At 62.9% G+C, this 17,666-nt stretch carries 22 protein-coding genes; 1 reads left to right on the top strand and 21 read right to left on the bottom strand.

Annotated features, from left to right (window positions below; genetic code table 11):
- Positions 1-17: 17 nt before the first annotated feature.
- Positions 18-326 carry a hypothetical protein gene (locus ONR75_RS32740; RefSeq protein ID WP_413776503.1) on the bottom strand — a complete coding sequence of 103 codons (309 nt, stop codon included), beginning with the start codon at positions 324-326 and terminating at the stop codon, positions 18-20.
- Between ONR75_RS32740 and ONR75_RS10165 the strand changes: the two genes are divergently transcribed.
- The gene (locus ONR75_RS10165) at positions 219-452 is read left to right on the top strand and encodes a hypothetical protein (protein ID WP_265082475.1); all 234 of its coding nucleotides are present in this window, start codon (positions 219-221) and stop codon (positions 450-452) included. The two genes, ONR75_RS32740 and ONR75_RS10165, sit on opposite strands and share 108 nt — an antisense overlap.
- On the opposite strand, the gene ONR75_RS10160 is transcribed toward ONR75_RS10165, so the two are convergent.
- The 20 genes from ONR75_RS10160 to ONR75_RS10065 form a co-directional block, all read right to left on the bottom strand.
- On the bottom strand, positions 413-1,021 hold the full coding sequence (locus ONR75_RS10160) for an RNA polymerase sigma factor (RefSeq protein ID WP_265082474.1): 609 nt from the start codon (positions 1,019-1,021) through the stop codon (positions 413-415). The two genes, ONR75_RS10165 and ONR75_RS10160, sit on opposite strands and share 40 nt — an antisense overlap.
- Entirely contained in the window at positions 1,018-1,422 is a 405-nt protein-coding gene (locus tag ONR75_RS10155; protein ID WP_265082473.1) for a hypothetical protein, read from the bottom strand. Before ONR75_RS10155 ends, ONR75_RS10160 begins: the two co-directional genes overlap by 4 nt.
- A 645-nt stretch (positions 1,423-2,067) precedes the next feature.
- Positions 2,068-2,535, bottom strand: a complete 468-nt coding sequence (locus ONR75_RS10150; RefSeq protein WP_265082472.1) for a hypothetical protein — start codon at positions 2,533-2,535, stop codon at positions 2,068-2,070.
- Positions 2,536-2,546: 11 nt separating this feature from the next.
- Positions 2,547-3,341, bottom strand: a complete 795-nt coding sequence (locus tag ONR75_RS10145; RefSeq protein ID WP_265082471.1) for a trypsin-like peptidase domain-containing protein — start codon at positions 3,339-3,341, stop codon at positions 2,547-2,549.
- A gap of 9 nt (positions 3,342-3,350) precedes the next feature.
- Positions 3,351-3,740 carry a hypothetical protein gene (locus tag ONR75_RS10140; RefSeq protein ID WP_265082470.1) on the bottom strand — a complete coding sequence of 130 codons (390 nt, stop codon included), beginning with the start codon at positions 3,738-3,740 and terminating at the stop codon, positions 3,351-3,353.
- Positions 3,741-3,746: 6 nt separating this feature from the next.
- On the bottom strand, positions 3,747-4,562 hold the full coding sequence (locus ONR75_RS10135) for a lytic transglycosylase domain-containing protein (protein WP_265082469.1): 816 nt from the start codon (positions 4,560-4,562) through the stop codon (positions 3,747-3,749).
- A gap of 19 nt (positions 4,563-4,581) precedes the next feature.
- Positions 4,582-5,094, bottom strand: a complete 513-nt coding sequence (locus ONR75_RS10130; RefSeq protein ID WP_265082468.1) for a YbjN domain-containing protein — start codon at positions 5,092-5,094, stop codon at positions 4,582-4,584.
- An 11-nt stretch (positions 5,095-5,105) separates the two neighbouring features.
- Complete coding sequence (locus ONR75_RS10125) at positions 5,106-6,152, bottom strand: peptidylprolyl isomerase (protein WP_265082467.1); 1,047 nt, start codon at positions 6,150-6,152, stop codon at positions 5,106-5,108.
- Positions 6,149-6,742 carry a hypothetical protein gene (locus ONR75_RS10120; RefSeq protein ID WP_265082466.1) on the bottom strand — a complete coding sequence of 198 codons (594 nt, stop codon included), beginning with the start codon at positions 6,740-6,742 and terminating at the stop codon, positions 6,149-6,151. The genes ONR75_RS10125 and ONR75_RS10120 overlap by 4 nt, the downstream gene beginning before the upstream one ends.
- A gap of 2 nt (positions 6,743-6,744) precedes the next feature.
- Positions 6,745-8,538 carry a putative porin gene (locus ONR75_RS10115; RefSeq protein ID WP_265082465.1) on the bottom strand — a complete coding sequence of 598 codons (1,794 nt, stop codon included), beginning with the start codon at positions 8,536-8,538 and terminating at the stop codon, positions 6,745-6,747.
- A 133-nt stretch (positions 8,539-8,671) separates the two neighbouring features.
- Positions 8,672-9,400 carry a TonB C-terminal domain-containing protein gene (locus tag ONR75_RS10110; RefSeq protein ID WP_265082464.1) on the bottom strand — a complete coding sequence of 243 codons (729 nt, stop codon included), beginning with the start codon at positions 9,398-9,400 and terminating at the stop codon, positions 8,672-8,674.
- On the bottom strand, positions 9,397-9,879 hold the full coding sequence (locus tag ONR75_RS10105; RefSeq protein ID WP_265082463.1) for a hypothetical protein: 483 nt from the start codon (positions 9,877-9,879) through the stop codon (positions 9,397-9,399). Before ONR75_RS10105 ends, ONR75_RS10110 begins: the two co-directional genes overlap by 4 nt.
- Before the next feature lie 5 nt (positions 9,880-9,884).
- Positions 9,885-10,289, bottom strand: a complete 405-nt coding sequence (locus tag ONR75_RS10100) for an ExbD/TolR family protein (protein WP_265082462.1) — start codon at positions 10,287-10,289, stop codon at positions 9,885-9,887.
- A gap of 5 nt (positions 10,290-10,294) precedes the next feature.
- Entirely contained in the window at positions 10,295-12,262 is a 1,968-nt protein-coding gene (locus ONR75_RS10095) for a DUF2341 domain-containing protein (protein ID WP_265082461.1), read from the bottom strand.
- A 20-nt stretch (positions 12,263-12,282) separates the two neighbouring features.
- On the bottom strand, positions 12,283-13,977 hold the full coding sequence (locus ONR75_RS10090) for a ShlB/FhaC/HecB family hemolysin secretion/activation protein (RefSeq protein WP_265082460.1): 1,695 nt from the start codon (positions 13,975-13,977) through the stop codon (positions 12,283-12,285).
- Between the two features lie 300 nt (positions 13,978-14,277).
- On the bottom strand, positions 14,278-14,490 hold the full coding sequence (locus tag ONR75_RS10085) for a hypothetical protein (protein WP_265082459.1): 213 nt from the start codon (positions 14,488-14,490) through the stop codon (positions 14,278-14,280).
- Entirely contained in the window at positions 14,487-15,293 is an 807-nt protein-coding gene (locus ONR75_RS10080; RefSeq protein WP_265082458.1) for a FecR family protein, read from the bottom strand. The genes ONR75_RS10085 and ONR75_RS10080 overlap by 4 nt, the downstream gene beginning before the upstream one ends.
- 217 nt (positions 15,294-15,510) lie before the next feature.
- A complete protein-coding gene (locus ONR75_RS10075) occupies positions 15,511-16,053 on the bottom strand; it encodes an RNA polymerase sigma factor (RefSeq protein ID WP_265082457.1) in 543 nt (180 codons plus the stop codon).
- Positions 16,054-16,156: 103 nt separating this feature from the next.
- The gene (locus ONR75_RS10070) at positions 16,157-16,894 is read right to left on the bottom strand and encodes an energy transducer TonB (RefSeq protein WP_265082456.1); all 738 of its coding nucleotides are present in this window, start codon (positions 16,892-16,894) and stop codon (positions 16,157-16,159) included.
- Entirely contained in the window at positions 16,891-17,535 is a 645-nt protein-coding gene (locus tag ONR75_RS10065; RefSeq protein WP_265082455.1) for an STN domain-containing protein, read from the bottom strand. Before ONR75_RS10065 ends, ONR75_RS10070 begins: the two co-directional genes overlap by 4 nt.
- Positions 17,536-17,666 lie beyond the last annotated feature (131 nt).

The following is a 17,666-nucleotide window of genomic DNA, read 5'->3' as shown; positions in this document are numbered from 1 at the left end:
CGATATATCCGTGACGCTCACCAGCCGCTGCTCGCCGGTGGCCGTACGATAGTCGGCCCGCAGCTCCTCCAGTGACGGCCAAAGATCGAGTGGCGGCTTGACGACGGCAGTTGCTGCAATCGATGCCGCGAGCGCACTGCCGCCGACCAGAAGTGCGCGACGCGTGGTGATGCCAGCAGCCCGGCGCGACCAGACCGGCGCGCCATGCAAGTCGACAAATGCTCGCCCCCGACGCCGAGCTGCCGCCATACACGGACCGCCTCGGCAAAGGCCGCATCGTGCGCCCTGCTCTGCATTCGCCAACGCTTCAACGCCTCGGCATCCACAGTCGTGGCGTCGCCCGAAACGAGCTGCCTGACCCAGCGCCGCGCATCCCGCTTCAACAGATCGACCTCTTCGTTCGCGTCGTTGTTCATCGATTTGCCGGCTTCCGCCGCATCGGCGCCTTGTGATCCAATCCAAACGCCTCCTGAACAGAAGACATTTCTCGCGGCTTCGATCTGAACCGGTCGGGCTTCATTTTTTCCAGCCGCGCCGCACAGTAGTCATGCGCCGCCTGAAGCTCCCGCTGCACAAAGCGTTCGGACACGCCGAAGCGCCTGGCAATGTCCCTTCGCGGCGTGCCTTCAAGTCGCGCGGCCAAAAAGATGGCTTGCTGCCGAACCGGCAGCTCCGCGATGATCTTCACCACCTCATCGAGTTCGTTGCGCGCATCCAGCACGCGCTCGGAATCCGGCGAGTCGTCAGCAACTTCTAGTAATTCTTCGATTTCGGATGCCGCCAGCCGGCGGCTTTCGGAGCGCCGGTTGTTGGACGCGATATTGATCGCGATACTGTAAAGATAGCTGTCGGCATTACGCACCGATGTCAATTCGCCGCCGCGTTGCAGCCGAAGCCACGTGTCGTGAAGGGCATCATTGGCGAGATCAGCGGACCCCAGATAGCGCGTCAACCGCTTCCTGAGATCGGTGTAGCGGGTCAGCATATGTCGCTGAAGGGCAGCCCAACCGACCTCCGTCATTGCGCCGTCCTCGCCGGTACTGCGCCGGGAACGCTGCATTGGGCGATCAGATCAGGCGTGACGAGGATGACGACAGGCTGCTTGAAACCGGGAGGCGGCGCCTCGCCCACCGCAAGTCGCGCCACAACGCTGCTGAAGGCCGCATCTGTTGCCGCGTCCCCCGTCGAGCCAAGCGGCGTCACGCGCGTAACCGTCCCCGATCCGCCGATCCAAAATCCGAGCGCGATCCGGTTGCCATTTGACCGGATGAGCTCATCCGCACAGAATTCACGTCGAAGGCCAGCCTGAATGCGTCCGTAATAGTCGCCCGCCGGCGATTTCGCTTCGAACTGCGAGACATTCTGCGCAGACCGCTCTGGAACCAGCATCACACCATCTGCGGTCATAAACTCCGCCGTCAAGCCGGTACCCGAGAGCAATTGGCTGAGCGCGGCGGCAGGCGGAAGGCGCCCCTCACCGCGGTGGATCGGCGACTGACTGCAAGACCGGCGTCGTAGATCACTTGCCATCCCGACATCACGCTATAGGCTTCGATCGCGGATTCCAGCTTTTGGGCGGGAATTTCAAAAGTAATGGGCCCGTTCGGCACCATCGACGTCTCCCGAGACTGCGCTGCCACTGCAGGGCCAGACAAGCTTCCGCATGCAGCCAGAAGCAGTGACAGAACACCGAGGATTCTCTCGATAATCGCATTCGGTCGTAAGGTTCCATGCCGAATACAATAACGACACGTCAACAGCATCTTCTCCAAAGCGCTTCACAGCGAAGAACGCACGCTTAGTGCCTCTTGCTGACAGTCTTGTGTCAAGAATGGAAAGCAACTGGACTGCTTCCGGCTCGATAGACAAGCCTGGCAGCAATCCGGTCCATATCTTCGCTGCTTACGGCCACGATGAACCGGAACTCTTCTCGGCGTGAACTCCTTCAATCAATTGGTCTCAAGAGCGCTGACGGAACATGTTGCTTTAGGGTAGACAATGGTCCGACAATTTGATGTCGCACTCATTGGCCAGGCGCGGGGGCAACCTGGCCGTTTCCGCCATGGATCAGTTCGCAATATTGAGCGAGAAACGCAGATTGATCGGCTGCAGCATTTCAGGCGGTGGCGCTTCGCCTATATTGCCGCGCGTCAGCACCGCACGCAGATCGGTATTGGCGCGCTCGTCCTTGAAGGCGGCAAACGACACCCGTTCGACCGATCCATCCGGATTGAGCCAAGCCTTCACGACCAGCGACGTTGGCGGTCCATCCTGCTTTCCGTTGGTTTCCTTCAGCCATGCACGAAACCGGTTGGCGACTGCGTCGTCGGCGGAGATCCATTCCTCAAAGCGATATTTGACCAGCTTCGCGAACTGCCCCCAGGCCGGCGGTGCCGTATCCGGGCTGCGGTAGTCCAGGCCCTGGGCAACCGGGCTTGATGCGGGGACGGACAGCAGTCCGATTGATGCGAGCAAAGCGTAGATCCGTGCAAATCGCGAACGCCGCGACGCCGATGGACCGCGAAACAAAGCCATGAAAAAACTCCTCAATTGACGCAAATGACGCGCGCCGAGATGCTGGCGGCACGGTGGGCGCGTGATGCAGATCCACTGATCTGCGGCCGGTCGTCCTGCTGGAAACGTATATCGCTCGCAGCCAGGAACGCCTTGGCGGCGGTCGAGCCGACGGCAAGCACGCGATTGATCGCCGTGCGCCGACTGACGACGCCCTCGATCAGGCCCCGCGAATCCAGGACGGGTGCGCCGCTGCTGCCGAAGGTCAGCGTCGACTGCAACGCGATATGCCCGGACTCGCCGCTGCCGGTGGCCGGACTGACCGATGCATTGGCGAGCACGCCGCCGCGCGCGAGCATCGTCGGCAGGCTCGCATAGTCGGCCGCGAACACGATGTCATTGGTCGATGTCACAATGCTGCGGGGAAACACCGCCGCCAAACCGCGGGTCTTCGCGGTGTGCAACAATGCAATATCGTAGGGCGTCGACACGGCAACGATGCGCGCCGAGCTCGTGCGCCCCTCTTTCTGAACCATGATACGGCTGCAATCCTGGACCACGTGTCGCGCCGTCAGCATGTGGCCGATGTCATCCACATAGAATCCGGTGCCGGCGCGCTCGCCACGATCGGTCGCAGGGAGCGCGGTGCGCGTTAACGGCTTCGGCGACGCATTCGGCGGTGCCTCGCCGCGCGTCGGCAGCAGCAGCTGCGATTGCGCAGGAGCGCCGCACATCAGCAGGAACGAGATGACTATCGTAACGGCGACGGACAGCCAGCAGCGGTAGCGAAGCCCCCGCTCCTTCGCATTGATGCAAAACACCCTCACGCGATACACCTAGCGGCGGTTGGTCGGCGAGGAAAAAGCCGGCGGCGGCAGGCGGAACGGAACCACGGAGCGACCATAATTCTGCCCGTACTGCTGCTGTACGCCGGGCAGATTGACCACGCCGATCTTGGTGTCGCCCGAGCGGGCGTCGATTGGCGGAAGGTTGAGACTGGGATTGACCTTCTCGACATCGCGTTTCATCGTCTGGTTGAGACAGCCAAAGCTGCGCGAGCCGCCGATTTCGACATCGACGCAGCGCTCCTGGACCATCGGCCGCGGCGGCGGCTGCCCGCCGATGATGATCTCCGGCTTCTCCGGCTTGGGCGGTTCGGGCAGCTGCTGAGCCGCGACCGGAATCACTTGAAACAAGAGCGTCAACGCGATGAGTCCTGATTTCATGCTCGGCTACCTTGCCATCGGCTTCGCGCCGACCTGCATGACCATCTGCGTCAGCCGGTTGTTCAGCGCGGCGAAATCGACTCGGCCGGCGCCACCCAACGTAAGGCAGCGTCCACGGCAGCGCGCCATGGAGGCCATCGGCGAGCCGAACGTGGCGGTCGGCACGATGCCGGTCACCTGATATCCCTTCGCCACGAGCCGGGCGCGAGCGCGCAGGCAATATTCGACCGACAGATGCGAGAAGCGCGTCTCGCCATGGCCGGCACGATATTTCATCAGCGCGGTGCAGAGATCGCCGCCTGCCCTGTTCCAGGCCTGCGAGAGATACAGGATGCCGTAGCGGATATTGATCTCGGGCACGGCGAATTCCGCCATGCTGCCCGAAAAGCCCAGCATCCGCGCCGTGGCCGGCATCACCTGCATCAGGCCGATCTCGCCGTCGGCCCCGATCCGCGTCGGATCATAGCCGCTTTCCACACCCATCACCGCCTCTGCCACATCGGCCGGCAGGCTGGTGCTGCGCACTTCACGCTCGATGATGGAGCGATACAGCGCCCGGTTATTTCCGACAACCGGCGGCTTGGGCAACGCGACCAGCGCCGCCGTTCGCTTGTCGGCCGGCGGCGCATCATTGGTTGTAGCGGAGGTTTCGGCAGGCGCCTTGCCCGGTTGCTGGAGCGATGCGGGATCCGGCTCGGCAAGCGCAGGCGCGACGACCAAAGCAAGGCATGACACCAGGCCGATCAGCCACGCCGATGCACACGCGCGCCGCCTGGCGGCGCCCGTGCGTCTAGCGTCGTTGCTGATCGGCCGTGCGTTCACCACAATCAATCCGATCGGGTCAAGCGACGCGTGCTTCGGGGGCTGGCGCATCGTCCGCCGGCGTTTCCGCGGTCGCCTGCGGTACCGCCGATCCGAGTTTCTGCAATTCGTCGCGCAAATACGGCACCAGCGCCTGCACCAGATGATCCCATATCTCCAATTGCGCCTTGATGAAATCCGGCATCACGCCGCCGATCATCGAGACGTCCATGACAAGCGCGAGAAAGCCCGGAACGACCTGCAGCCGGCCGAAGCGGCGCAGCGCATTCCAGCGATTGACCACGTCGAGCGGCAGTTCGCCTTCGATGTTGAGCCAGGCACTGAAGGTGAAATCGACGAATTGATCCTTGCGCTCGGCGAGGCGATTGCCGGGGCGGATATCGAATGCGAAGCCGGCCGTCGACGAGCGCAGAATAGCGATGTCGCTATTGGCATCGGTGACGAGCTCGACGCGGTAACCTGCGCTTTGCAGGATGTCGCGCAGCGACTCCGCGGTGACGCTGGTGATGGCGCTCTCGGTGATGGCGGTCATGGCAGGTATCCTCAGTTACGAGATTTGTTGTCGAACAGCTTGGCGAGCGCGAGTTCGTTGATGATCGGAGGCTGCTGCTTCAGCAGTTCGGTGAGATAGGCCCGGCGCAAAGCGGCCGCGCGTTCGGTCCTGATCTGCCGGACCAACTGATCGCGCACCTCGGGAAGCGTGCGGGTATAGGACACCTTGGTATCGACCAGACGGATGACGTGGTAGCCGTCGTCAAGCTGGATCGGCTCGGAGACGGCGCCCTTGGCGAGACCGACAACCTGGCTGCGGATCTCCGGACGAATCTGGTCCTCCGGCAAGAGGCCGAGATCGCCACCACGTTCGGCACTGTCCGAGGCGGCACTATCCGAACGGGCAATGGCAGCGAAATCCGCGCCTGCCGTCTTCAGCTTCTTCTGGACCTCTTCGACCTTCTTCTTTGCCGCATCCGCCGTTGCCTTGTCGGCATCTTTGGCCAACGGCACGAAGATCTGCGCGAGCTGATACTGGCGCGGCACCAGCAAGGAGGCGCGATTGGCGTCATAGACCTTCTGCACCTCGTCGTCGCTGGGGAAGCTGGCGGGAGGCGTCGATACCGACTGCAGGTACAGCTCGACCATGGCGCTCTCGCGTACCCCTTCGAGCTGGGCAGCAACTGCCGGCTGCTGATCCCACTTCTTGGACGACAGCTCCTGAAGCACCAGGCGGTTGGACAGCAGCAAGCGCACCACCTGGCTCAGCTGAGCCGGATCCTGTGCAAGCGCGGCCTGCTCGCGCGGGCCCAGCGCAGCGATATAGGAGCGCATGTCGTCGGCGCTGACATCGTTGTTGCCGACCCGCGCGACGACCTCATCGGACGCACGTGCCGGTGCCGTTGCAACGGTCGGTGCCTGAGCGACCGCGGCCGCTACAGCCGGTGCAGCCTTCGGCTTGGCCGGGGCAACGCGCGGCGCTGCCGGGTGAGCCGGCTGCAGCGAGGTCTGGGCCGAGGCGGATGACAGCAGCAGAACCGAGATGACGACGACGCCGCCAGCCATCGTGAGTGCCGAAGAAGGGCGAAGACGCGTCATGGGGTCACCTTTTGCTCAAGCAATTTATCGTCGTAGTCCTGCAGCAGATTCTGGATCTGCACCCGCCGCTCGCCGATCAACGGTTCGTTGATGACCACCATGTCGCCAAACGAAATGCCTTCATAGCGGTGCAGCAGCTCGCGACCAACCTTGGTCAAGAGCTTGTTCTTTGCGACGCAGCTCTTGGTGCTCGCCTTGTACGCCGTCGCCTCGCCCTCGAACTTGGCGCGCTCGGCGTCCTTGGTGCGCGCCACGGTGGCAGCTTCCTCGTAGGCGCTCTTCCATTTCTCCAGCGTCTGGTTGCGATCTTCCAGACGCTGGTTGAATTCGTCCACCGCCTCGCGGTGGGTCTTTTCGATTTCCTTGACCTGGGCCTTGGCGGCGGCAACCTGCGCCGTCATGGCCGACTTCTCGCGCTCCGCATCGGCGATCTTGGCCTGCAGGGCGGTGCGCTGATCCTCCAGCGCCCGGGTCTGCGCTGTGGCGCTACGCAGCGCCTCACGCAGACGGTCGGTTTCGGTGTCGGCGTGCGCCTCGCAACCGGCCAGCGCGGCCAGCAGCAACGCTGAGCTGATAATACGTATCTTCATGATCAGAACTTCGCATTCAGGTCGACTTGCACGACATCGACGGCATAGGGCCCACCGGAGATATTGTTGGCGCTCATCCAGCGCAGCGAGGCCCAGACGTTGTCCGAAAGCCCGAGATTGCCGCCGATGAAGTAGCCCTTCAGGTTGGTGCCACCGAGACCGAAATCGGAATCGGCGAAGGCATCGATGATCGCGTCGGATTCAAGATACTTGTAGCCCGCATGGACATTCCAATCCCACAGATGCGTGACCTGTTTGTGACCGACGGTGACACGGCCCATCCAACCCTGGTTGCCACCGTTGAAAGGGCCAGCCGAACCGTCGGGTGTCGGGGCGGTGTTATTGGCAATGCTGCCACCCCTGGGGTCATTGACCGGGCGAGCAAGAATGGAATTGCGATCGAAGGCGATGTTGTTGACGTATTCGCCGTCGATGACGACGTGGACCGGATGGAAATCACCCAGATCGACCTGACCGCTGACAACGACAGGACGGAACTGACTGGCCAGCCCGAGGTACTGATAATACGGCTGGCTGGCGGGCGACGCCAGCGAGGTATCCGCAAGGATGTTACGCAGCGTCATATACGTATTGCCCTTCTGCGCGAAGGATGGACGTGTCTGATCCGTGTCGCAAACGTCGGCCGGTCCGACGGCGAAGCATGGCGACGAAACCCGGCCCTGCGTGTTCGTGAAGTCGTAATAAGCGACGCCCAGCCGGAAACTCGACTGCGGATCGAACTTCACGCCAACGCCCGCCTGAACGCCGAACATCCACTTGTCGTTGCTCGCATACTTTCCGGGAAGACCGTTCAAAAGATTCTTTTGATCGATGTTGTAACCGACATTCAGATCCGAGTTGAAAGTCGGGAACGCACCGGCCACCAGGAACGGCGTGACACCAGGCGCCACCTCGTGCCTGACCTGGGCAGCGAAGCCATCGAATCCGATGTCGCGATACCAGACCAGGTCGGTCGGCGACCAGAACGGATTGTCGAAACGACCCACCGAGAAGGACAGATCGTCCGAGGGCTGATAGCGCAGATAGGCCCGATCGATCCAGAGCGAATATTTCGAGAAGTTTCCGCCATTCCCTCCCAGCGTCTGGTTCAGCGACACTGGCGAGTTGCTATCGCCGCTGGCGAAGCGGAATCCGCCCATGAAGTTGTCGGCGATGTCGATATCGGCGCCGACCCGCAATCGGAAGCGCGCGCGCTCACGATCCTGGCTGCTATTCAGTGTCGGCGCAAAATAGGGATTATTCTGCGACAGTTCGTAAGGCGATCCCGTGTTGATCGCATTGAAGTTGACGAGCCGGGGATCGTTGCCGGTCGGGAAGAACTGGCCCTCATAGCGCGCACGCAGATCGCCGTAGAAACGGATGCGCTGGGCCCATTCCGGATACTTGCCGGGCGACGCCCAGTTTTCGCTCTGAGCCTTCGCCATAACATCGCGCTTGATCTCTTCGCGCAGCTGACGCTTGACGATCTCGGGCACGTAAGTGACGTGCTTGGTGCCCGGCGGCGACGCGACAGCCGCGGCGGCGGTGGCCGTCTTGGCCGCTTCTTCCGCGCGCAACGATGCGCCCTTGGCGGCTTCGCGCGCCACATAGGCTTCATCGTCGGCCTGCTTGATCAGCGCCTGCGCCTGATCTTCCTTCAGCACGCCCTGCTTCACCAGCATGTTGACGAGATTGATGGTCGCATTCGGCGACGTCGGCTTGGCGCGCGACACTGCCGGCCGCTTGGCCGATGTTGTATTGGCGCGATCGCCGGCATCCTGCGCGAGAGCGGGCATGCTGCAAACGAGTGCGCACATCGACACGGCGAGCGGCGCGGAACGCCGGGCTGCATCGTTTTTTTGTGAAACATCGGTATCAAGTCCCCTACTGGTCGATCGCTATGCGTGTTGTTGTCGGTGATGCGCCGGGCTAGGTCGGCTTGCGTGCGGTGACTCGCGTCACCATCGGCATCGGCATGTCGTTGGGTGGCGGCTCGCGCAGCGTCAGCCGCCCGAGCACGTCATTGCGAATGGTGGCATCCAGCTCGGCATTGCCGGTCGATGACACCAGCTCGACGCGACTGATGCGTCCGGTGGCGTCGGCCCATAGCCGCACCTGCAGCTGCATCACCGCGTGCTTGGTCTTGTCGTTGCCGCGCAGCGCTGCTTCGATCTGGGTCTGCACGATCGAGGCATACCACCCCCAGCGGCTGCCACCGCCGCCACGGCCGCCATAGGGGCTGCCGCCAACCTTGCTGCCAAGATTGAACAGATCGGCCGGACCGACGGCCTTGGCATCGAGCGCGAGCGGACCAGGAGGTTCCTCGTTCTTCGCGTCCTTCACCGGATCGTCGACGGGTTTCTCGACCGGCTTGTCTTCGAGCATCTCCTGCTCGACCATCTTCGGCTGATCGATCACTTTCGGCTGCTCGATCATCGGCGGAGGTGGCGGTGGCGGCGGCGGCGGCGGCGGGAGGATGTTGACCACCGTCAGCTCGCGCACCTGCTTGGGAGGCGGTGCATCGTTGCCCTGCCCCAGGAAGGCCACGACCCCGCCCACCAGCAGCGCTATAACGGCAAGCGCAGCCCCATAGCGCAACAGCGACTTGCGTTCGCCGGCCTGTTCGGAAATCTCAGGTTTGGCAGAGAACCGCTTCACGACGCGACCTCGAGACGCACGTTGTCTGCGAGGCGCTCGGACACATACTCCAACACGAATTTGACCACCGCGTCGAAGTCGAGCGTCTGCAGGATCAGACGGGTACCGCCCGGCGCCTCCATCACGAGTTCGAATTGCGACGACGTCGTGTCGAATTCCACATAGGAATCGCTGTCGATCACAAGCCGCAGATACGGCTGATGTGAGAGCGTGAGCGAGAGTTGGTTCGACATCGGCGCCAATTCATCGACGCGACGGCGAAGCTGATGCGCCAGTTTGACCAGCAGCGCCTCTCCACGAATCGGAAACGGAAGCAGCTTTCCCGCCACCGGCGGCAACGCCTGAACCGTTGCGACCGCCTCGGGCGTTGTCGGGTTCGCGCCGTTGGAAAGCACACGCGCTCCTATCCCGCGCAGCCAGGACCACAGCGTCCTGAACGCCTTGCTGGTATTGTCGTGAAAATGACCGGCGGTGTTCATCGGCGTTACTTCACAAGTGGTTTCGTCGCGAGGCCGACCTGCGACAGGCCGATGCGGCCGAGCATGTCGAGCACGTCCATCACGCTCTGGTACTGGGTCTGCGCATCGCCGCGCAGAACCACCGGGAATTCCGGCGTCAACGCCTTTTGCTGAATCAAACGCTGCTCGAGCTCCGGCAGTGTCACCGGTATGGTGTCGAGGAACAGCTTGCCGTCATTGGCGACGGTGATCGCCTTAGTCGTCTGCGTCGCCAGGCTCGGAGCCGCGGATGCCTTGGGCAGATTGACCTTCTGCCCCTGCACCGTCGCGGTAGTCATCACAATGAAGATGATGAGCAGCACGTAAGCCAGGTCCAGCATCGGCGTGATGTTGATGTCATCGTAAGGCTTGGACTTGCTCTGGACCTGCATGCCCGTTACTCCGCCGCCTGCCGGTGTTCGACCGGCAGATCCGAGGAATACGATTCGGCCATCCTGGTGACGAACTCGTCGATGAAGACCTGCATGTCGCTGGTGAGTTCGCCGATCCGCGTCACCAGGTAATTGTAGGCAAACAGCGCGGGGATCGCGACGACGAGGCCGGCAACGGTCGCAACCAGCGCCGCGGCGATGCCCGGCGCGATGGCATTGACGTTGACGTCACCGCTCTCGGCGATCGCGGCGAAGGTGATCATGACGCCGACCACGGTTCCCAGAAGGCCGAGGAACGGGCCGCCGGAGATGGCGATGGTGAGCACGACCATCAGCTTGTTGAGACGCTGGGTCTCCTTGACATAGACGCTGTCCAACGCGGCACGGATCGCCGAGATCGCCGGACCCGAGAGCCGCACCACCTTGTCACCATCGCCGAAGCGCTGGCTGATCTGCTCGGCACCGGCGTGATAGATCCGGTACAGCGACGACGCCCGGACCGTCTGTCCTTCTTCTTCGTCGAAGTGGCTGCCCAGCACGGCTGCGTCGTCAGCATTGCCACGATCGAGGGCTGTCAGGTTGGTGGCAAGCTTGCGGAAGCTTCTCATGAAGCGGTCGTTGGCCTTGGCCTGCCTGTTGAGGTAGCTGACGCGGTCGATGGTCACGATCCAGCTGGCAATCGCCATGATGATCAGCAGTCCGATGACGACCCAGCCATCGACCGTGACCGACTTCAAGATGATCGCAAAATAGCCGGTCAACCAGCTCGCGGTCTCTTCGTCGGCACCGAAGGCGATCAATTTGGCAGGCTCGCTGCCCTGTTCGATCGCGGCATATTTGATGAAGCCCGCTCCTCGCGCGACCTTCGAAATCTGCAGCTCGTCGATGTCACCGGCGAAGCCGACCATGGCGACCGCTGCGGGCGCGGACTCCACTGCCGGGGCAGCCGTTCCGTCGGCTGCAGGTGCTGCAGCATCGGCGGCAGGAACGGCCGGTGCCGCCGCAGCGGCGGGCGCAACGTCGCCGCCGAGACGGGCGATGCCGTTCAGCGCCGGGAGTGTCGCGTTCAGAGTCGCATAGGGCTTGCCATCGAGATACACCGTGACGACGCCGCTTGCGGCGGCGACGGCCAGATGCCGCCAGCTGTTCGCAGCGACCGGCGCACCAGCGCCGCTGCGCTGGACGCCGGCCGCATTGCTGACCTCGACAAACGGGGCACCGTTGTCGAGACCGATAACAACGCCGTTCGCGCCATCGCGACGGCTATAGAGTGCGGCATTGGGCTGCAGGGCTGCCGGCTTGATCCAGGCCGACCAGGTGAACGGCGCGCCATCCGCCATCGTCAGGGATGGCGAAGCCGGCAGGGTCAGCGGCAGACGACCGTCGAGACGAAGGCCGGTACCGATCAGCGAGCCGTCGGCAGGCTGGCCAACGCTCTGCGCATTGCTCGCCCAGACCGTGGAGTCGATCGCCGGGGTTCCGCGCTCGGTGAAGTGATAGACGAGCGCGGTATCCGGATCGTAAGTGCCCTTGGCGTCGTTGGTCGCCACGGCTTTCTTGTTGCCGTAATACAGCCAGAACTCCGACTTGGCACCGGACTGCACGTTGGGGAGCGCCACCCAGACAAGCGCCTCGCCGAGCAGCGAGTCATACTTCTCGACATGATGCTTGAGCGGCGTCTTGTCGTCGCCGGCGACGAAGCGCAAGTCGCTGCCGTCATCCTTGGCTAGGCTGAAGCGGAAATTGCCGACATGCAGACGCACCAGCGTCGGCACCGTGCCGATCGGATCGGTGATGTTGGCACCGGTCGCGCTGGCATCGATGTTGATCTTCTTGCGCAGCTGCCACTCGTCGTTCCACCACGCCTGAGCGGAGGATGGGAGCAGCGATATTGCCGCGGTGATGCCCAGTACGAGTGCTGCGACCGTATTGGCCGCCCTTCGCCGCAAAGCCGAATGGCCGCTGCCGCTCATGTGATTCCACCCCATAGCCATCAGAATTCACCCCAAAGTCGAAAGTTGACGCGCGCCGAACCGGCATGCGTGTAAGCTTGGCTGACCATCGGCACGGAATAGGCGATCATGCCGTTGAAACCGTCGAACATCTTGAACCGCGTTCCCGCGCCGTAGCTCCAGACGTCGAATTTGGATTGCTGCTCGGGCAGCGGACGGCGGACGTTGACATGGCCGGCGTCGGCGAAGCCGAAGAACCGCCATTCATTGAACGTCGCGAAGCGCGGCGCGCCCTGCCCGGTCTCGTCCTTCATTTCCTTCTGCAGCATCGCTCCGACATCGGGAGTCCGCAGTTCGAGATTCCCTGCGATGCCATCGTCGCCGAGCACTTCGGATTCCAGATAGCCGCGCACGGTATCAAGGCCGCCGACGCTGAACTGCTCGCTGGACACCAGCGGGCCATCGGCAAGCTGTCCCTGAACCTTGCCGTAGAACTGGAACCCTTCCGGCAACTCGTGGGTATGGGACAGATCGAGGTTCAGATGCGAGAAGCTGGCGGAGGCGTAGGCACGCTTGTTGTCGAATGCGACCCAATCGCTGCTGGGCGTCCGCATGTTGTAGGTAAACCCGGCATTGAGCTGGGTGCTCGACTTCTCGGTCTGGAACGTCGCGCCGTAGCTGGCGACGAACGGATAATAGGTAACCGGGGTCGAGAAGCCCGCAACGCTGCTTCGTACGGTCTGATCGAAGTGCTTGTAGTCGAGGCCAAACGAGATCGTGTGGAAGAAATTCTCACGTGCCGGCAGGGTCACCACGGCGCGTCCGCCGATGATCTCACCGGGGCCGATGACGTTCATCCCGCCAATGGTCGCGACGTCGCTGCTCGACTTGACGCCGTAGAACAACAGCGACAGCCAATCGACGTCAGGAACACGCGCCATGTATGAGCCCGAGAACACCTCGGCATCGCTCTTGTTCTCCGGCGCAACCTGGTAGCTGAAGCTGAACGAATGTCCGAGCTGCCACAGGTTGTCGTAGCGCACCGTACCGAGCAGGCGCGTGGCCGACGTGTTGGGTGACTGGCGATTGTTGACCTCGAGGCTGGCATGCAGCGGCACCTTGTCCTCGACGTTGAGATCGACGTCGACCGTCCCGGGCGTGACGCCTGCGCGCAACGCCGGCGTGATGCGACGATCGGGCCATTGGTTCAGGCCGACGATGTCGCGTGTCACGTCGTTGAAGTTCGGCACGGTGCCCTGCTTCAGCGAGCCCGCACGCTCCTTGATTTTTTCCAGATCGAAGTAGCGCGAGTTCTTCACCCGCAACTGCCCGACCTTCAATTCCGAGACCTTGAGGATCACCGAGCCGGTGAGCGCATTCTGCTGCGGAACGGACACGCTGACAGTCTGAAAGCCCTTGTCGTGATAGGCCTTTTCGAGCGCAGCGCGGGCCTTTTCGACATCGCTGGCGGTGCGGTTGTGCCCGAGGAACGGATAGATCGCTTCCTCGACCTGGATCTGCGGCAGGGTCTCCGCGCCCTGCACGGCGAAATCGAAAATATCGAAGCGCTGCAAAGGCGCGGCCGGCGCGGGCTTCGATTCCGCGGGCGGGTTACCCGCCGCTTGTTTGGCCTGCGTTGCCTGCTTGGCCGCAACCTGCTCTCCAGCTTTGGCATCGGCACCCTTGGCATAAGCGACAGCCGGCACGCAACCGAACGCGCCAACGCTCATCAACATCAATGCTTCCGGCGCAGAACATTGCAAAAATCGCAGCTTCGACAAGCCCGCGCTGACGTCGTGACGAATTCCAAGAAGCATCTTTCAAACCCACAGAAGGCCCGACTGTCCGCGTGCAATCCGCCCGCGGTCAGGTCCCTATGTCCTGAAGACGTCTTGGAGCGCCCTAACCCGCAAAAGAAAATTAAGAAAATTCTGCAAACCGAATCGCGCGCATCCGAAACGCGCGACTGCGCAACGGCGCCTGGAGCGACGCAATACAATCGCCCGCACCGCATGATCGTTGCGGAAGTGAAGCAATCAGCTCAGCAGAACGATGCCGCCGGGCAACGACCGAACATCCGCACCGAACAGTTGCCGGACCTGAGCTACAAAGTCATCGAGCTTGTCGGTCTGGAAGGTGCCGTTAACGAGGCGCCGTCCGAGCTCGGAATTCATCACAACGATCTTGCCGGGACGATAGCGATTGACTTCGTTGACCACGGCGCCAAGCGGCTTATCCCGGAAAATCAACAGGTTATCGCGCCATGCGACCGCTTGCCCGGGATCGGCGACGGGCTGCGGCGCGCCCAGCAGATCGGCCGTCGAGTAGGACACCTGTTCGCCGCGGCCAAGCTGCACGCTGCGATCCCCTGCGTCACCGTCACTGAGCCGTCCAGACATGTCGCCAGCACAACACCGTCGATGCAACGGATATTGAACTCGGCCGTGGCGGAGGCAATCCGGCCATTGCCGGCAACTAGTATCAGCGGCTCCGACGACGCACGCCTGGCATTGACGGCCGCTTCGCCGCTGATCAGCTCGATGCGCGACGCGCTTCCGTCGCCGCGGATCGACATGCTCGTCTGCGTGCTGAGCTTGATGGCGACATTGTCCGCAATCGAAACGTCCCGCTGTTCGCCCTTCGCCGTGCGATAGTCGGCGGACAACTCCTGAAGCGAGGGCCACATCGCCATTGGCGGATTCAGCAGCATATAGCCAGCGGCAGATGCGGCGATCGCGCCGCCGAGCAGTGCGCGACGGCCAAACACAGGCCGCGCCGATGGCGAAAGCTGCACCGGAAGTGAACGCGCGTTGCGCCGCTCGAGTTGCGCGCCCAAGGCACCAAGATCCCGAAACAATCGTACGGCTTGCGTGAACGCCTCTTCGTGCTGCAGGCTCTGTTGCCGCCATTGCTGCAGCGCCGCCGCGTCGTCGGTTGTCGCACTCCCGGAACGCAGCAGAACGACCCAGTCCATCGCCTGGTCCCGCATCGCGGCTTCGTCGGCCGGTTCTGTCACGAGACCACCGCTTGCTGCACGGCCGCGACCGAGCATTCGCGCACCTCAACGCGAACGAAAACCCGGGCATATCGCAGATCGTACATCATGGGTGGGACAAGGATTCGGACGTGGTTAAAAGGCGCAGGAAAACAACACCTCTAGAGTTCTAGACGGTTGAAGCAAGGCTATCCCGCAATCCCGGTCAAAAATAATTGAAAATACGTGGCGCGCGTGTCGCCGCAGCTCCCAAAACCGGTGCAGTGGGCAGCCGTCATGAACGCGGTCGGGGACCGCCGGCACGGCGGACCAACCTGCGGCCAAGCCGCTCTGCACAGTGTTTCAGGGCATTCTTCAGATCGATTTCGACCGTGCGGACGCTGACGCCGAGCAGCGTCGCGATTTCATGGTCCGGCAGCTTCCTGACCACTGCCGCCATGAAGACCTGGCGTGCCCGCGCGGGTAACTCTGCCAGCGCGCGGTCGAGCGCTTCGATATCCTGGCGGCTTTCGAGGATCGCTGCCGCATCGGGGGAATCGTCGGGAATATCGAGCAAGGCGTCGACGGCGTTCCCGCTAAGAAGGCGCCTATCGATCCGCCGATGGTCGGTCGCGACATTGAGCGCGATACGGAATAGGAATTCCTTGGGGCTATGCACCGGCACGTCGTCCGTCACGCGCTCAACCCGCAGGAACGTCTCCTGCAACGCATCGCCGGCAAGATCGGCAGAGCCCAATCGCCGCGTCAAACGCCTGAAAAGGCCGCCGTAATCAGCAGCCAGCACAGTGCGCAACGTTGTACGATTAACCCCGGTCAACGGCGACTGCCCCAGTACGCGCACAGACAAACCCAGAAACACCCACCGGTAGTTAACGACCGCACATGACAAATTGATTACGCGCTCGCGCCGCAGCTTCGGACTATCTCACCGATCGCGCATCGAACGCCACTGGCAGCAAGACCGTGAGCTGCTCGGGCATGTCGGCCGGGATTGGCGGCAGCGGCTGCGCCCGTCGCAGGGTCTCAAGTGCCTCGCGATCGAGCACCTGCCGCCCCGAACTCGACTTGACACCGACCTGCACGAGACTGCCGTCGCGGCGCATCGCAAACATCACGAGCACTGTGCCCTGCAGCCCGTCGCGCCGTGCTGCGTCGGGGTAGCGCCGAAAGCGCTCGATATGGGCAAGCAACTGGCGCTGAAAGCGAAACGCCGCGCCGCCGGGCGCCGGCTGCGCCTGACCGGTGTTGGCTGGCTCCTGTTTGGCAGACGGCGCGGCGCGCGCCGGAACGGCTTGCTGCCGCTGCGGCATTTCCGGCTCGACCGGCGGCTGTGCCGGCTCGGCCAAGGTCGGCGGAGTCCGAAAGTCGGCGATCGGCGGCGTGGATTGAACAGAGGCCTGCTTGAGCTCAGCCGTCGGCCCCGGCGTCGGGATCAGTTCGACATGGATGGTGGACTCGTTGCTGCGCCCGGTGATGCCCGCCGGCTGCTGGTGCAGCCAGTAAACGCCCGCCGCGAGCAACATCGGCACCAGGACGATACTGCCGATCAGCCAGCGCCACGGGCCGGACCAGTCCGCCGTCTCGCCATGAGGCTCGCTCGCGACCTCCGGCTGGCCCCTTCGGATCCCCTTCCACAGACCACGCGTCACGCCAATCACATCGATCTCACGGTAATCATCACCATGACCGGTTGCGGCGTATTGGCGGGGGGCGCCTGGCTGATCTGCAGCCCGTCAAGCAGACGGGAAATCACGACGTCCCTGTCCTGGTCGCCCGACGACCGGAACAATTCGGTTCGCCGCACCGTGCGGGGACCGTCGATCCACAACTTGATGCCAGCGCTGTAGCTGCCGTTGCGGGTCTTGGCGTCCTTCTTCAGTGCCTGCTGAATATCGCTCTGAATGACGCCGGCATAGGCGCGAAGCTCGGACGGATCGCTGCGTTCGGCCGACGGACGCACCCGCAACGTGTCGAGCGTCAGATCGGCCTTCGCGAAAACGGCCGATGGCGGGCCGTCCAGGTCGGCCGATGCCGGCGCCAGTGTGATCGCATTGGCGCGTGTATAGTGAATCGTCAAATCGGTGTCGGCAAGCAGTTCGCGTAGCGCCGCGTCGCGCGACAGTTGGCCAACGACCTTGGTCGACATACGGCCGATACTATTGCTGCTCTCATAGAGCAATTGCACGCCGGTGATCTTGCTGTAGGCTTGCAGAGCCGACGCCAGCGGCTGACTCGGAATGTCGAAGTTCAACGCTGCCAGATATTGCCGCTCTTCGGCAGCAACGATCGCCGGGACCATGGCCCCAGTCGCCATGGCCGCAATAACGGCGCCAAGCATGCACCACCGCAGGCGCCCGAGCAACGAGGTCGGCCCTGCCCCTGCGGGGCCAAGCCGCAGCTGCCAGTCTGCTCTCTCGTACCGCCCGCTGA

This window comes from Rhodopseudomonas sp. P2A-2r, assembly GCF_026015985.1.
Taxonomy (GTDB): Bacteria; Pseudomonadota; Alphaproteobacteria; order Rhizobiales; family Xanthobacteraceae; genus Tardiphaga.
Note: the sequence above shows the minus strand (reverse complement) of the source record. Positions and strands in the feature narration are given on the sequence as shown.